13 protein-coding genes are annotated in these 14,164 nt (G+C 70.7%); 9 read left to right on the forward strand and 4 right to left on the reverse strand.

The features are described 5' to 3' along the window. Positions 1 to 13: 13 nt before the first annotated feature. The 4 genes from HQK15_RS06395 to HQK15_RS06410 are packed head-to-tail and all read right to left on the reverse strand — an operon-like array spanning position 14 to position 4,480. Positions 14 to 1,141 (reverse strand): acyl-CoA dehydrogenase family protein, encoded by a 1,128-nt coding sequence (locus HQK15_RS06395; RefSeq protein WP_217361356.1) that lies wholly within the window; start codon positions 1,139 to 1,141, stop codon positions 14 to 16. Next, a complete protein-coding gene (locus HQK15_RS06400) occupies positions 1,120 to 2,301 on the reverse strand; it encodes an acyl-CoA dehydrogenase family protein (RefSeq protein ID WP_173490546.1) in 1,182 nt (393 codons plus the stop codon). The genes HQK15_RS06395 and HQK15_RS06400 overlap by 22 nt, the downstream gene beginning before the upstream one ends. Then, positions 2,298 to 3,281 carry an NADPH:quinone oxidoreductase family protein gene (locus HQK15_RS06405; RefSeq protein ID WP_173490547.1) on the reverse strand — a complete coding sequence of 328 codons (984 nt, stop codon included), beginning with the start codon at positions 3,279 to 3,281 and terminating at the stop codon, positions 2,298 to 2,300. Before HQK15_RS06405 ends, HQK15_RS06400 begins: the two co-directional genes overlap by 4 nt. Then, positions 3,278 to 4,480, reverse strand: a complete 1,203-nt coding sequence (locus HQK15_RS06410) for an acetyl-CoA C-acyltransferase (protein WP_173490548.1) — start codon at positions 4,478 to 4,480, stop codon at positions 3,278 to 3,280. The genes HQK15_RS06405 and HQK15_RS06410 overlap by 4 nt, the downstream gene beginning before the upstream one ends. Before the next feature lie 149 nt (positions 4,481 to 4,629). Here HQK15_RS06410 and HQK15_RS06415 point away from each other — a divergent pair, with 149 nt between their 5' ends. The 9 genes from HQK15_RS06415 to HQK15_RS06455 all read left to right on the forward strand — a co-directional run bounded on the left by HQK15_RS06415 (position 4,630) and on the right by HQK15_RS06455 (position 14,162). Next, complete coding sequence (locus HQK15_RS06415; RefSeq protein ID WP_217361357.1) at positions 4,630 to 6,129, forward strand: AMP-binding protein; 1,500 nt, start codon at positions 4,630 to 4,632, stop codon at positions 6,127 to 6,129. Then, positions 6,126 to 6,935 carry an SDR family oxidoreductase gene (locus HQK15_RS06420; protein WP_173490550.1) on the forward strand — a complete coding sequence of 270 codons (810 nt, stop codon included), beginning with the start codon at positions 6,126 to 6,128 and terminating at the stop codon, positions 6,933 to 6,935. Before HQK15_RS06415 ends, HQK15_RS06420 begins: the two co-directional genes overlap by 4 nt. Continuing rightward, complete coding sequence (locus HQK15_RS19065) at positions 6,932 to 7,594, forward strand: HAD family hydrolase (RefSeq protein ID WP_217361358.1); 663 nt, start codon at positions 6,932 to 6,934, stop codon at positions 7,592 to 7,594. Before HQK15_RS06420 ends, HQK15_RS19065 begins: the two co-directional genes overlap by 4 nt. 98 nt (positions 7,595 to 7,692) lie before the next feature. Then, the gene (locus HQK15_RS06430) at positions 7,693 to 8,670 is read left to right on the forward strand and encodes a sugar ABC transporter substrate-binding protein (protein ID WP_173490551.1); all 978 of its coding nucleotides are present in this window, start codon (positions 7,693 to 7,695) and stop codon (positions 8,668 to 8,670) included. A 55-nt stretch (positions 8,671 to 8,725) separates the two neighbouring features. Next, positions 8,726 to 10,297 carry a sugar ABC transporter ATP-binding protein gene (locus tag HQK15_RS06435; RefSeq protein ID WP_173490552.1) on the forward strand — a complete coding sequence of 524 codons (1,572 nt, stop codon included), beginning with the start codon at positions 8,726 to 8,728 and terminating at the stop codon, positions 10,295 to 10,297. Beyond that, entirely contained in the window at positions 10,294 to 11,298 is a 1,005-nt protein-coding gene (locus HQK15_RS06440) for an ABC transporter permease (protein ID WP_173490553.1), read from the forward strand. The genes HQK15_RS06435 and HQK15_RS06440 overlap by 4 nt, the downstream gene beginning before the upstream one ends. Before the next feature lie 43 nt (positions 11,299 to 11,341). Beyond that, entirely contained in the window at positions 11,342 to 12,142 is an 801-nt protein-coding gene (locus tag HQK15_RS06445; RefSeq protein WP_173490554.1) for an enoyl-CoA hydratase-related protein, read from the forward strand. Next, positions 12,142 to 13,377 (forward strand): acyl-CoA dehydrogenase family protein, encoded by a 1,236-nt coding sequence (locus tag HQK15_RS06450; RefSeq protein ID WP_173490555.1) that lies wholly within the window; start codon positions 12,142 to 12,144, stop codon positions 13,375 to 13,377. Before HQK15_RS06445 ends, HQK15_RS06450 begins: the two co-directional genes overlap by 1 nt. Then, positions 13,374 to 14,162 (forward strand): SDR family oxidoreductase, encoded by a 789-nt coding sequence (locus tag HQK15_RS06455; protein WP_173490556.1) that lies wholly within the window; start codon positions 13,374 to 13,376, stop codon positions 14,160 to 14,162. Before HQK15_RS06450 ends, HQK15_RS06455 begins: the two co-directional genes overlap by 4 nt. Positions 14,163 to 14,164: the final 2 nt, after the last annotated feature.

Raw genomic sequence — 14,164 nt, forward strand, 5'->3', positions numbered from 1 at the left:
CATGAGTCGTGCGTCACGCGGGCGGGAGGTCGACCAGACCCGCGAGGCGGCCACGGTGCTGCTCGGGAGTGCCGAGAGCACTCAGGTCCACGAGTGCCCGCTTGAGGTAGAGGTGGGCCGGGTGCTCCCACGTCATCCCGATGCCGCCGAGCATCTGGATGCACTCCTCCGCTGCGCGCACCGCGACCTCCGAGCAGAGGGACTGCGCGACCGACGCCATGACGTCCGGGTCGGCGCCCGTCGCGCCGGCCTGTGCGGCGACGGTGGCCGAGTCGACGTCGATCCACAGGTGGGCGAGGCGGTGCTTGAGCGCCTGGAAGCTGCCGAGCACGCGACCGAACTGGCGGCGTTGCTGCACGTGGGCCACGGTGGTCGCGAGGCACCACGAGGCCAGGCCGACCTGCTCGGCGGCCAGGGCGACGCAGGCGCGGTCGAGAGCCGAGGCCAGCGCGGCGGACGCGACCTCACCGCCGGCCACGATCGTCACCGGGCTGGCGTCGAAGGTGAGGTCGGTGAGCGGCCGGGTCGTGTCGAGCGACGTGACGTCGTCGAGCTTGACGCCGGCGGTGGTCGGCGAGAGGGTCGCGATCGCGATCTCGCCCGCCAGCAGCACCGGGACGACGAGCACGTCGGCCCGGGTCGCCCCGGCGACGGATCGCACGCTGCCGTGGAGCAGGTCGTCGGTGAGCGTGAGACCCGGGGTCGGCCGGAACGGTCCGTCAGGAGCGGTGTCCCACGGGACGACGAGGCACGCGACGGCGTCGGGTCGGGGGTCGCCGACGTCGGCGAGCAGCGGACCGCACAGCACGGTGCTGGTCAGGAAGTCCGACGGGGCGCACGCGCGACCCAGCTCCGTCGCCACGGCGGCTGCGTCGAGCAGGGTGCCGCCCAGGCCTCCCTGGTCGTCGGGAACGAGCAGACCGGCCAGGCCGATCTCGTGGTTCAGGGCGTCGTCGACTCGCTGGTGGAGAGCGGGGAGCCCGTCCTCGCGGACGAGCAAGGTCGCCGGCGCGCGGTCGGCGAGCATCCGTCGCACGGCTTCGGCCAGCGCCGTGGACTCTGCGGCCGAGGACTCGGCTGACGAGGACTGTGCTGACGTGGACTGTGCTGGGCTCGTCGTCATCGTGCGGTCTCGTTCCACGGTGCTCCCTTGTCGGGCCGGTGCTCGGCGGGCAGTCCGAGCACCCGCTCGGCGATGAGGTTGAGCAGCACCTCGCTGGTGCCGCCCTCGATCGAGTTGCCCTTGGCCCGCAGGTAGCGGTAGCCGGGGCCCCGACCCGTGAACGAGACGCGCTCGGGGCGTCGCATCGTCCAGTCGTCGTAGCGCATGCCCTCGGACCCCAGCAGCTCCACCTCGAGGGACGTGAGCTGCTGGGCGATCCGGGCGAACGTGACCTTGGCCGCGGAGTCGCCGGGGCCGGGTGCCACGTCGGCGGCCCGGCGTCGTACGCGGTCGGACGCGAGCCGTGCCACCTCGGCGTCGACCCACAGTCGCAGCAGGCGGTCGTGGAGGACCGGCCTGCGGCGGTCGGGGTGGCGGCGCCACGTGTCGGCGACGACGCCGATCATGCCGCTCTCGCGCCGGCTCTCGCCGCCGCCGATGGCGACCCGCTCGTTGTTCAGCGTCGCGGTGGCGACCTCCCAGCCCTGGCCGACGGCACCGAGCCGCAGCTCGTCCGGGATCCGCACCCCGGTCAGGAAGACCTCGTTGAACTCGGCCTCGCCGGTGATCTGGCGCAGGGGCCGCACCTCGACCCCGGGGTCGTCCATGGGGCAGATGAAGTAGGTCAGCCCCGCATGCTTGAACGCGCCCGGGTCGGTGCGGGCGACCAGGATCGCGAACGCGGCGTTCTGGGCGCCCGACGTCCACACCTTCTGGCCGTCGACGACCCAGGTGTCACCGTCGAGCACCGCCGTCGTCGCGACGTTGGCGAGGTCGGAGCCAGCTCCGGGCTCGCTGAAGAGCTGGCACCAGATTTCCTCGCCGGTCCACAGGGGACGCAGGAAGCGGTCGACCTGGTCGGTCGTGCCGTAGCGGAGCAGGGTGGGTGCGGCCATGCCGAGGCCGATGCTGTTGGCCGCCGGGTCGTTGTCGGGGGCGCCGGCGGCGTGCAGCGCGCGGTCGACGGTCGCCTGGTCAGCGACGGTGAGGCCGAGCCCGCCGCGTCCGACCGGCTTGGCCACCCACGCGAGCCCGGCGTCGTACTGCGCGCGGAGGAAGGCCGGTCGGGGCGTGGACGCCGGCCGATGGGCGGCCACGAGGCGCGCGACGAGGCCCTCGAGGTCGGCGGCGGAGGTCACGCGACCATCACCACGCGCCCCGTCGTCACCCCGTCGGCGAGCCGCTGGAGACCCGCCGGGACGTCGCCGAGCCCGATCCGCTCGCTGACGATCGGCACGGCGGCGCCGTTGTTGGCCAGGGCGGTCAGCTCGTCGTGGCAGCGGCGGACGAGATCGGGGTTGCGCTGGTTGTAGAGGCCCCAGTGGAGCCCGACGATCGAGTAGTTCTTGATGAGGGCGTGGTTGAGCGGAGCGGACTGGATCTCGCCGCCGGCGAAGCCGATCACCACGATGCGTCCCTCGAAGGCGATGCACTTGGTCGAGCGCTGGTAGGTCTCACCGCCGACCGGGTCGTAGACGATGTCGGCGCCGCGGCCCCCCGTCACCTCCTTGACGACCTCGACGAAGTCCTGCTCGTGACGGTTGACCACGACGTCGGCGCCCAGCGCACGGGCGACCTCGGCCTTGCCGGCGTTGCTGACGACGCCGATCACGGTGGCTCCGGCTGCCTTGCCGAGCTGCACGGCCGAGCTGCCCACACCCCCGGCAGCGGCGTGGACGAGCAGGACGTCGCCGGCCGCGATCTGGGTGCGACGGTGCAGGGCGAACCAGCTGGTCTGATAGCCGACGAACAGCGAGGCGGCCTGGGCGTCGTCGAGGCCGGCGGGGGCCGGGAACGTCGTCGCAGCCTCCATGAGGGCGACCTCCGCGAACGCTCCTGCAGGAGCGACCGGTGGTCCGATGACCCGGTCGCCGACGGCGAGCCCGGTGACCTCGGTGCCCAGCTCGACGATCTCGCCGCAGAGCTCGACGCCCGGGGTGAAGGGCAGCTCGGGACGGACCTGGTAGAGGCCGCGGCACATCAGGACGTCCGGGAAGTTGGCCGCTGCGGCCCGCACCGCGACCTTCACCTGGTGGGGCCCGGGGCTCGGGTCCGCCACGTCGGCGAGGCGCAGGACGTCCTTCGGCTCACCCAGCTCGACGACCTGCCAGGCCTTCATCGCGCCACCTCGAAGAGGCCGGCCGCGCCCATGCCGCCGCCGACGCACATCGAGACGACCGCGAACTGCTCGCCGCGGCGACGGGCCTCGAGCAGCGCGTGGCCCACCGCCCGGGACCCGGTCATGCCGTAGGGGTGGCCGATCGCGATCGCGCCACCGTTGATGTTCATGCGCTCCGGGTCGATGCCGAGGACGTCGCGGCAGTGCACGGCCTGCGAGGCGAAGGCCTCGTTGAGCTCCCAGACACCGATGTCGCCGACCTTCAGGCCGTGCAGGTCCAGCAGCCGGGGGATCGCGGTGACCGGCCCGATGCCCATCTCGTCGGGCTCGCACCCGGTCACCGTCATGCCGACGTAGAAGCCGAGCGGAGCGATGCCGAGCGACGCTGCGTAGTCGCTGTCCATGAGGACGTTGGCCGAGGCCCCATCGCTCAGCTGTGAGGCGTTGCCGGCCGTGACGGTGGGGTGGGCCGTGACGTCGCCGGGCGAGAGCACGGTGCGGAGCGCCGCGAGCCCCTCGGCAGTCGTCCCGGGGCGGACGCCCTCGTCGGCCGAGACGGTCTGCACGACCTCGTGCGTCTCGCCGGTCGCCTTGTCGAGCACGCGGGTCGTGACGGTGATCGGGGAGATCTCGTCGTCGAAGATCCCGGCGGCCTGCGCGGCGGCGGCGCGCTGCACCGACTGCAGACCCATCTCGTCCTGTCGCTCGCGGCTCACGTCGTAGCGGGCCGCGACGTTCTCGGCCGTGTGCAGCATTGGGGCGTACAGGCCGGGGTGGTTCTGCTCGAGCCAGGCGTCCGTGGCGCGGTAGGCGTTCATGTGCTCGTTCTGGACCAGCGAGATCGACTCCACGCCGCCACCGACGGCGACCCGCATCCCGTCGTGCAGGATCTGCTTGGCCGCCGTGGCGACCGCCATGAGGCCCGACGAGCACTGCCGGTCGATCGTCTGTCCGGGCACCGTCACGGGCAGGCCGGCGCGCAGGGCCGCCTGTCGGGCGACGTTGAAGCCGCTCGACCCCTGCTGCGCTGCGGCACCCAGCACGACGTCCTCGACGAGTGCCGGGTCGAGGTCGACCTTGGCGAGCGCCGCGGCGATCGCGTGGCCGGCGAGCTCGGGGCTGGAGGTGTCGTTGAACGCCCCTCGGTAGGCCTTGCCGATGGGGGTGCGGGCGGTGGCAACGATCGCGGCTCGGGGCACGACGACTCCTTCAGGAACGGGCGGGAAGATTTTCCGGCAACCTACTTGAACATGAACCCGGATTCAACTACGGTCCTCAACGTGAGGCCCGTCACGTGAGACAGGTCACACCACACTCCGAGGGAAGAGAGCGACTGCAGATGGTGAATGTGGCGGCGAACGTCTGGTCCAACGGGCAGGACGACCCCGATCGGGTCGCTCTGCGCTCGCCGAGGGGAGACCTCTCGTACGGCCGCCTCCGCGAGCTGAGCAGCCGGGTGGGCGGCGCGGTGAAGGCCGCAGGCCTGCAGCCGCTCGACCGCGTCGTGTTCATCGCCCCGAGCATCGTGGAGTTCCCGGTCGTCTACTTCGGCCTGCACGCCGCCGGCGTCAGCGTCATCACGATGAACACGATGGCGACCGCGCCGGAGATCGGCTACGTGCTCGACGACTCCGGTGCGACGCTCGTCATCGCCTGGCACGAGAGCGCCGAGGCCGCACGCGCTGCCGCCGCCGAGCGCGACCTTGCGTTCTGGGTCGTCGACGAGGGGGCCGTCTTCGACGCCGATCCGCTCGACGTCGCCCACGACCACGCGCCGGACGACACCGCGATCATCCTCTACACGTCCGGCACGACGGGTCGGCCGAAGGGCGTCGAGCTCACTGCGACCAACCTCGTCGACACCACGTCGTCGTTCCTCCCGGTGCTCTCGCTGACGGCCGACGACCGGTTCGGCACCGCGCTGCCGCTCTTCCACGTCTATGGCCAGGCCGTCGTCATGAACACCGTGCTCGTCACCGGCGCGTCGCTCTCGGTGCTCTCGCCGTTCGAGCCGACCGCGATGCTCGAGATGCTCCGCCGCGACGAGCTCACCGCCATGGCCGGCGTGCCGACGATGTGGAACGCGATGCTCCACGCCGCCGCCGACTACGGTCCGCAGGACTTCGTCCACCTGCGCCTCGCGACGTCGGGCGGGGCGTCCCTGCCCGTGGAGGTCATGCGAGCCTTCAACGAGCGCTTCGACTGCGCGATCCTCGAGGGCTACGGCCTCACCGAGTCGACCGGCGCTGCCACGTTCAACGACATCAACCGCGAGCAGAAGACCGGCACGGTCGGCCCCGCGCTGCCCGGCAGCCAGATCGAGGTGCGCGACGTGCTCGGCGCCGTCGTCGCCCCCGGGGTCGTCGGTGAGGTGTTCATCAAGGGCCCCACGATCATGAAGGGCTACCGCAACCGTCCCGACGCGACGGCGGAGGACCTGCGGGACGGCTGGCTCAAGACCGGAGACCTCGGCACGCTCGACGAGGACGGCTACCTGAGCATCGTCGACCGGGCGAAGGACCTGATCATCCGCGGCGGCTACAACGTCTATCCGCGCGAGGTCGAGGAGATCCTCTACGAGCACCCGGACATCGTCGAGGTGGCCGTCGTGGGGGTGCCCGACGAGCACTTCGGCGAGGAGGTCGCCGCCGTCATCGCGCTGCGCGCGGGCTCGTCGCTCACCGGCGAGGAGCTGCGGGCCTGGGCCAAGGTGCAGCTGTCGGCCTACAAGGTGCCGCGGCTCTACCAGTTCGTCGAGGCGCTGCCCAAGGGGGCGACCGGCAAGATCCTCAAGCGGGAGATCGACCGCGACGCCATCCGTGCCGCCGCGATGGGAGCAACCGCATGATCATCGAAGGATCCGTCGCCGTCGTCACCGGCGCGTCCGGTGGCATCGGGTCGGCACTCGCGCAGCGACTGCTCGAGCACGGCGGCCGTGTCGTGGTCACCGACCTCGACGCCGACCGCGTCGCCGCGACCGTCGCCTCGCTGGAGCCCGCCGGTCAGGGTCGGGTCGCCGGTCTCGCCGGTGACTGCTCGGTCGAGGCCGACGTGCAGGCCGTCATCGACCTCGCCGAGGACCGCTTCGGTCCGGTCGACCTCTATGCGGCCAATGCCGGCGTGGGGCTCGGCCAGGGTCTGGAGTCGTCCGAGAGCGACTGGGAGACGTCGATCGACGTCAACGTGCTGGCCCACGTGCGAGCGGCCCGGCTGCTGACGCCGGGCTGGTTGGAGCGCGGCCGAGGCTACTTCCTGAGCACGGCGTCGGCGGCCGGCCTGCTGACCCAGATCGGCTCACCGACCTACTCGGTGACCAAGCACGCCGCCGTCGCGTTCGCCGAGTGGATGTCGGTGACGTACGGATCGCGCGGCATCGCGGTGAGCTGCCTGTGCCCCATGGGCGTCAACACCGACATGCTCAACGGCGGCGCGGAGTCTGACGACGAGACCGCTCGGATGGGGGCCAAGGCGGTGACGGAGGCCGGAGGCGTCCTCGAGCCCCTCGACGTGGCCGACATCGTCATCACGGCGATCGGCACCGAGCAGTTCCTGATCCTCCCGCACGAGGAGGTCCTCGAGTTCTACCGCCGCAAGGGCTCTGACTACGACCGGTGGCTGGCCGGCATGCGTCGCTACCAGGACACCCTCGCGTGACCGCGGTGTCGACGAAGGCGTCGTACGGGGCCGTCCTGTTCGACTTCGGCGGAGTGCTGACGTCCAGCGTGTTCGAGGCGTTCGGCGAGTTCGGTCGGGTCGAGTGCGGCGACCGCGACCTCCCGCTCAGGCTGCTGGGTGGTGACCCGGAGTCGAAACGGCTGCTGACCGAGCACGAGGAGGGCCGCCTCGACCACGACGGCTTCGAGGCGGGCTTCGCGGCCCGGCTGCGGGAGCACGGCGCCCAGGTCGAGACCGACGGCCTGGTGGCGAAGATGCAGTCGCGACTCGTCCGGGACGAGGAGATGGTGACGCTCGTCGCCTCCCTGCGTGCCTCGGGCGTGCCGGTCGGGCTGCTGTCGAACTCGCTGGGCCGTGACTGCTACGCCGGCTTCGACCTCCCCTCGATGTTCGACGCCGTGACCATCTCCGGCCAGGAGGGCGTGCGCAAGCCCTCGCGCCGGCTCTACGAGATCGGGTGCGAGCGCCTCGGCGTCGCACCGACCGAGGTCGTCATGGTCGACGACCTCGCCCAGAACATCGTCGCCGCCGAACGTCTCGGGATGGCCGGCGTCGTGCACCGCAAGGCATCGGACACCGCCCGGGAGCTGGACCAGCTCCTGGGACGGGCGTCCGGAGGAGCTGTCGCCCTGCAGTGATCCATCGGGGGAACGAGCACCACCCTCGGCAAGGCCACCCGGCTGCGCCGCACCACCTGTCGCCCCACCGCGGGACGACGACAGTTTCAGGAGGACCCATGAATGTTCGACGAATCGGCGGCGTGCTCGCAGCTGCGCTGGCCCTGACGGTCACCGCAGCGTGTGGCAGCAGCGACTCGGGCGGATCAGGCGGCGGCGGTGGCGACGACACGTACACGATCGGCATCGTGAAGTTCGCCTCGAGCGACCAGACGTCAGAGCAGGCCATCGCCGGTTTCCGGGCGTACGCCGAGAAGCAGGGGTGGGAGACCAGCGCCGTCGACCCGCAGGGCGCCGTCGACAAGGCGAACGGCTCGATGCAGGACTACGTCCAGAAGAAGGTCGACCTCATCGTCACCGCCGTCTTCGACAGCAGCACGCTGACCGCGGGCGCCCAGGCGGCCAAGGCGGCCGGCATCCCGGTCGTGTCGATCTCGGGCGGCACGGCCGACGGCATCACGGCCAACCTCGACGCGGGCGTCTCCAACGGTGAGCCGGTGGCCAAGCAGCTCGTCGAGGACCTCGGTGGCAAGGGTGACCTGCTCGTCCTCGGCTACAAGAGCGGCCTGCCGTGCATCGGCCGTGAGCAGGCGCTCGACTCGGCGCTGAAGTCGACGTCGATCAAGACGACCCGCAACGAGGTCCCGATCCCGGGTCAGGTCGAGGCCAGCACGCAGTTCGCCCAGGCCTGGCTCGCCAAGCACCCGAAGGGCAGCGGTCCGCTGGCCGTCTGGGGCTGCTTCGACGATCCGGCCCTCGGCACGGTGGCTGCGCTCAAGTCCGCGGGTCGCGACGACGTGAAGGTCTATGGCATCAACGGGCAGCCGGGCGCGATCAGCGCGATCAAGGACGGCGACATGCGGGCGACGGTGTTCCTGCTGGCCACCGAGGCCGGCGAGAACTTCGCCAAGCTCGTGCCCGACTTCGTCAAGGGCGGGGTCGACGCGAAGCCGCAGGAGGTCGCGCTGACGAACGTGCTCGTCACGACGGACACGATCGACGACTTCCTGACCGAGTACCCGGACTCGACCAAGTAGCACCTGACCACGTCCTCCAGGGCCGAGCGGCCCTGGACCCCGAGGAGGAGTTTGCATGACCGAAGCGACAGCCTTCGACGATCTCGCGGTCGCCCCGGTGCCCGAGCCGACCTGCCTGGAGATGACTGGTGTCTCCAAGCAGTTCGGCGGGCACCAGGCCCTGGAGGACGTGTCCATCTCGCTGAGCCCCGGCCGGGTGCTGGCTCTGTGCGGCGCCAACGGCGCCGGCAAGTCGACGCTCGTGCGGATCCTGGCCGGGGCGGAGTCCGCCGACGCGGGCACCATCCGCGTCCACGGGTCCGAGGTCGCGATCAGTGCGCCCCAGGACGCCACCCGGCTGGGGCTCAGCTTCATCCACCAGGAGCTCAACCTGGTCCCCAAGTTCACGGCGCTGCAGAACATGGCCATGGGGGCCGACCGCGGCGGCCGGGCCGGCGTCCTGGACCTGCGTGCACTGCGCCGCAAGGCGCAGCAGGTGCAGGACCGCATCGGCTACCGGGTGCCGCTCGACGCCAGGGTCGAGGACCTCGCGGTGTCCGACCGATGGATGGTGTCCCTGGGACGGTCGCTCATGCGTGACGCGACGATCGTCGCGATGGACGAGCCGACGGCCTCGTTCACCAAGGAGGAGGCCGAGCGCCTCTACGGCATCATCGACGAGCTCACCGCCGACGGCGTCGGCATCCTCTACATCTCCCACCGGCTCGAGGAGGTCCTGCAGGTCGCCGACGACGTGACCGTGCTGCGCAACGGCCGCCTGGTCGGCAGCTTCGGTGCCTCAGAGCTCGACGTGGCCTCCTTGACCCACCACATCGTCGGACGCGACGTCGAGGGCGTCACCCACCGGGTGACCGCGGTCGACCCCACCCAGGGCCCCGAGCTGCTGACGGTCGAGGGCCTGACCCGCGAGCCCCGGGTGCGCGACGTGAGCCTGACGCTCCACCGCGGCGAGATCCTCGGCGTCGCGGGTCTGGTCGGCGCCGGCCGGACCGAGCTGGCGCGCCTGCTGATCGGTGCGGATCCGGTCGGGTCGGGCTCGATGACCCTGGACGGCAAGCCCTATCACCCACGGTCTCCGTACGACGCGATCAAGGCCGGCGTCGCGCTGGTGCCCGAGGAGCGGCGCTCGCAGGGCCTGATCCTGCGCAACTCCGTCAGCGCCAACCTGGGCATGGCATCGCTGCGTGACCCGGCCGGGAAGGTCGGCACCTACAGCCCGCGTCGGGCGGTGCGGATCGCCCGCGAGGCCGTCTCGCGGTTCGGCATCAAGACCAGCTCGGTCCACGAGGCCGTCGGCGAGCTGAGCGGTGGCAACCAGCAGAAGATCGTCGTCGGCAAGTACGTGCTCGCCGGGCCCCAGCTGCTGATCCTCGACGAGCCCACCGTCGGCGTCGACGTGGGGGCGCGCAGCGAGATCTACGACATCATCCGCGGCCTCGCGGCAGGGGGGACGTCGATCCTCATGATCTCCAGCGACTTCGAGGAGCTGGCCATCTGCGACCGGGTCCTCGTGATGCGCGAAGGAACCGTCACCGCCTCGGTGCCCGCCAGCCGGGCGACCAAGGACCATCTCACCGCGCTCTGCTTCGGCACCGACTCCGCCTCTCACGAACAGGACCCGTCATGACCACCACCTTCGTCGACCACGCCGCCGTCACGGCCACGCGTCCAGCGAGCGCCCGTGTCTGGAGGTGGTTCGGTCGCTACGGCGCGCTGCTGGTGCTCGCGATCCTCGTCGTCGGCACGAGCATCCTCGAGCCGACGACCTTCGCGACGTACGACAACTTCATCAACATCCTCAACCAGAGCGCCCTGTCGGCGATCATCGCGATGGGTCTCACCTTCGCGCTGGTCACCGGCGAGTTCGACCTCAGCATCGGCAACGTCGCGAGCCTCTCCGGGGTCGTGTGCCTCAGCACGATGGTCGACAAGGACATCAGCATCCCGGTGGCGCTGCTCCTTGCCGTCCTGATCGGCGCGGTCGTCGGCCTGCTCAACGGCCTCGTGGTGACGCTCATGAACGTCAACGCCCTGGTGGCGACCCTCGGGATCGGCACGGTCGCCGTCGGCGTCAACTACGCCGTGGCGGGCGGGACGCCGGTCGGCCTGCCCGATCCGGGCAGCTTCATCCAGCTGACGCTCGGACGCTTCCTCGGCATCCCGTATCCGGTCTACATGATGCTCGGCCTGGCGGCGATCCTGTGGTTCGTCCTCAACCGGACGGTGCTCGGCCAGTCGATGCAGGCCGTGGGTGGCAACCCCGTCGCGGCTCAGCTCTCGGGCATCCGGGTCGACCGCGTCCGCGTCTTCGCGTTCGTCATCTGCGGCATCTGCGCCGCGCTGACCGGCATCCTGCTGGCGTCCCGGACGGGCAGCGCGGCCGTCTCGGGCGGCGACTCCTACCTGCTCGCGGCCTTTGCCGCGGCGTTCTTCGGGTCGGCGGTCCTGCGTGACGGGGAGTTCCACGTCCTGGGCACCCTCGTCGGGGTCATCACGGTCTCGGTCGGGTTCAACGCGATCGCGCTGATCGGGCTGGAGACCTACTGGCAGTACCTGTTCCAGGGACTGCTCCTCATCCTCGGCGTGGGTGTGGGTTCGTTGGCCCGTCGTCGTGCGGCAGCGGCGTGATTTATATGAACTTGAACTCAGATTCATATATGGTGATCGCATCATGACCGTCCTGACCGAGCAGCTCGTGCTGACCGAGCGCCGTGGAGCCGTGCTCCTCGTGACGTTCAACCGGCCGGAGCGGCTCAACGCCTGGACCGACGCGCTCGAGGACCAGTACTTCGACGCGCTGGTCGCTGCTGAGGCTGACCCCGAGGTCCGGGCGATCGTCGTCACCGGGGCCGGGCGCGGGTTCTGCGCCGGGGCCGACATGGACGACCTCGCGGGGGCGCCGGACGCCTCCGACGCCGAGATCGACCGCAGCCGCCCGCGCCACCTGCCGCTCACGATCCGCAAGCCCGTCGTCGCGGCGGTCAACGGGGCCGCGGCCGGCCTCGGTTTCGTCGAGGCGCTCTACTGCGACGTCCGGTTCGCCTCGCCCGACGCGGTCTTCCTGACGGCATTCGTGCGTCGCGGCCTGGTGGCCGAGTACGGCGCCTCGTGGCTGCTGCCCCGCATCGTGGGTCGCAGCCGTGCGCTCGACCTGCTGCTGTCGGGTCGCCGCGTCGGTGGCGAGGAGGCGTACCGCATCGGTCTCGTCGACCACCTCGTGCCGGCCGACGACCTCGTCGAGGCGGCGCTGGCCTATGCCGCAGACCTCGCGAGCAGCTGTTCGCCCTGGTCGATGGCCACGATCAAGGAGCAGGTCGCCCTCGACGGCGAGCGCGACTTCTCCGCCTCCGTCGGCGACGCCGACGCCCTCATGCGCGCGTCGTTCCACGGCGCCGACATCGCCGAAGGTGTGGCCAGCTTCACCGAACGACGCACCCCAGTTTTCGCACCGCTATCCCACAAGGAGATCTGATGGAGTTCGCACCCAGCCCGAGGGCCCTTGAGTACCAGGAGAAGCTCCTGGACTTCATGGACCAGTACATCTACCCCGCCGAGTCCATCTACGCCGCGCAGATGGCGGAGTCCGGAGACGCGAACTTCCACCCGCCGATCCTCGAGGAGCTCAAGACCGAGGCCAAGAAGCGTGGCCTCTGGAACCTCTTCCACCCGCACGAGGACGAGGCCTGGGGCTCGCCGGGCCTGAGCAACCTCGACTACGCGCCGCTCGCCGAGATCATGGGCCGCAGCCCCTACATCGCTCCCGAGGCGATGAACTGCAACGCCCCCGACACCGGCAACATGGAGGTGCTGCAGCTCTTCGGCACCGACGAGCACAAGGAGAAGTGGCTCAAGCCGCTGCTCGCCGGCGAGATCAACTCGGCGTTCTGCATGACCGAGCCGGAGGTCGCGAGCTCGGACGCCACCAACGTCCAGCTGCGCATGGATGCCGACGGCGACGAGTACGTCCTCAACGGTCGCAAGTGGTTCGCCTCCAACGCCCTGCACGCCAACTGCAAGGTGCTCATCGTCATGGGCAAGACCAACGTCGAGGCGGCCACGCACCGCCAGCAGTCGATGATGGTCGTCCCGATCGACACCCCCGGCGTCACGATCGTCCGCGGTCTGCCGGTCTTCGGCTACATGGACCGCGAGGGCCACGCCGAGATCCTGTTCGAGGACGTCCGCGTGCCCAAGACCGCGCTGCTCGCGGAGGAGGGTGACGGCTTCATGATCAGCCAGGCCCGCCTCGGACCCGGTCGCATCCACCACTGCATGCGCTCGATCGGCATGGCCGAGCGCGCGCTCGACCTGATGATCGGCCGCGCCCAGAACCGGGTCACGTTCGGCGAGCCGGTCGCCAACCGCTCCAACATCCAGGACTGGATCGCCGAGGCGCGCATCGAGATCGAGATGATCCGTCTGCTGACCTTCAAGACCGCCTGGCTCATGGACACCGTCGGCAACCAGAAGGCGCGCATCGAGATCGCGGCGATCAAGGTCGCCGCCCCCCAGGTCGCGCTGAAGATCATCGACCGGGCGATCCAGGTGCACGGAGGCGGCGGCATCACCGACGACTTCCCGCTCGCCAGCTTCTACGCCCACCAGCGCACCCTGCGGCTGGCCGACGGTCCGGACGAGGTGCACAAGCGCACGATCGCCCAGGTCGAGCTGCGTCGCATCTCGCCTGAGTGGAACAAGAAGAAGTGACCGAGGGACGTCTGGCGGGCCGCACCGCGATCGTCACGGGCGCGTCGCGCGGCATCGGCCTGGCCGCGGCCGCGGCGCTGCACGACGCGGGTGCCAACGTCGTGCTGACGTCCCGCACCGAGGAGGCGGCCGTCGCGGCCGCCGCCTCGGTGGGCGAGCGGGCGCTCGGCATCCAGGCGCACGCGACCGACGAGGCCGCCGCACGTGCCTGTGTCGAGCGGACGCTCGAGACGTTCGGCAGCATCGACGTGCTGGTCAACAACGCCGGCACCAACCCGGCGTTCGGCCCCGTGCTGTCACAGGACCACGGCCGGTTCGCCAAGACCATGGACGTCAACCTCTGGGCGCCGATCCTGTGGTCGCAGCTCGCGGTCGAGGCATGGATGGGCGAGCACGGCGGATCGATCGTCAACACCGCCTCGATCGGTGGGTTGTCGGTCGGTCCCGACCTCGGCATCTACCACGTGTCGAAGGCGGCGCTGATCCACCTCACCAAGCAGCTGGCGATCGAGCTCGGCCCGGACATCCGGGTCAACGCGGTCGCCCCCGGTGTCGTGCGCACCCGTCTCGCCGAGGCCCTGTGGAAGGAGCACGAGGGCACGGTTGCCGGCCGGACCCCGCTCGGCCGCATCGGTGAGCCGGAGGACGTCGGCACGGCGATCACGTTCCTCGCCTCGAGCGACTCGTCCTGGATCACGGGGGAGACGCTCGTGATCGACGGCGGACAGATGATCGGCGCCGGCGCCGCGGCGGACGCGCTGGCGGCGAGCGCAGGAGTCGGCTGACC

The organism is Aeromicrobium stalagmiti, assembly GCF_013283745.1.
Lineage (GTDB): Bacteria > Actinomycetota > Actinomycetes > Propionibacteriales > Nocardioidaceae > Aeromicrobium > Aeromicrobium stalagmiti.

Excerpts from the sequence above, each read along its gene's own strand:
- HQK15_RS06405 (WP_173490547.1), bottom strand. The coding sequence starts at position 3,281 with ATGAAGGCCTGGCAGGTCGTCGAGCTGGGTGAGCCGAAGGACGTCCTG.
- HQK15_RS06420 (WP_173490550.1), top strand. The coding sequence starts at position 6,126 with ATGATCATCGAAGGATCCGTCGCCGTCGTCACCGGCGCGTCCGGTGGC.
- HQK15_RS06430 (WP_173490551.1), top strand. The coding sequence starts at position 7,693 with ATGAATGTTCGACGAATCGGCGGCGTGCTCGCAGCTGCGCTGGCCCTG.
- HQK15_RS06435 (WP_173490552.1), top strand. The coding sequence starts at position 8,726 with ATGACCGAAGCGACAGCCTTCGACGATCTCGCGGTCGCCCCGGTGCCC.
- HQK15_RS06440 (WP_173490553.1), top strand. The coding sequence starts at position 10,294 with ATGACCACCACCTTCGTCGACCACGCCGCCGTCACGGCCACGCGTCCA.
- HQK15_RS06445 (WP_173490554.1), top strand. The coding sequence starts at position 11,342 with ATGACCGTCCTGACCGAGCAGCTCGTGCTGACCGAGCGCCGTGGAGCC.
- HQK15_RS06450 (WP_173490555.1), top strand. The coding sequence starts at position 12,142 with ATGGAGTTCGCACCCAGCCCGAGGGCCCTTGAGTACCAGGAGAAGCTC.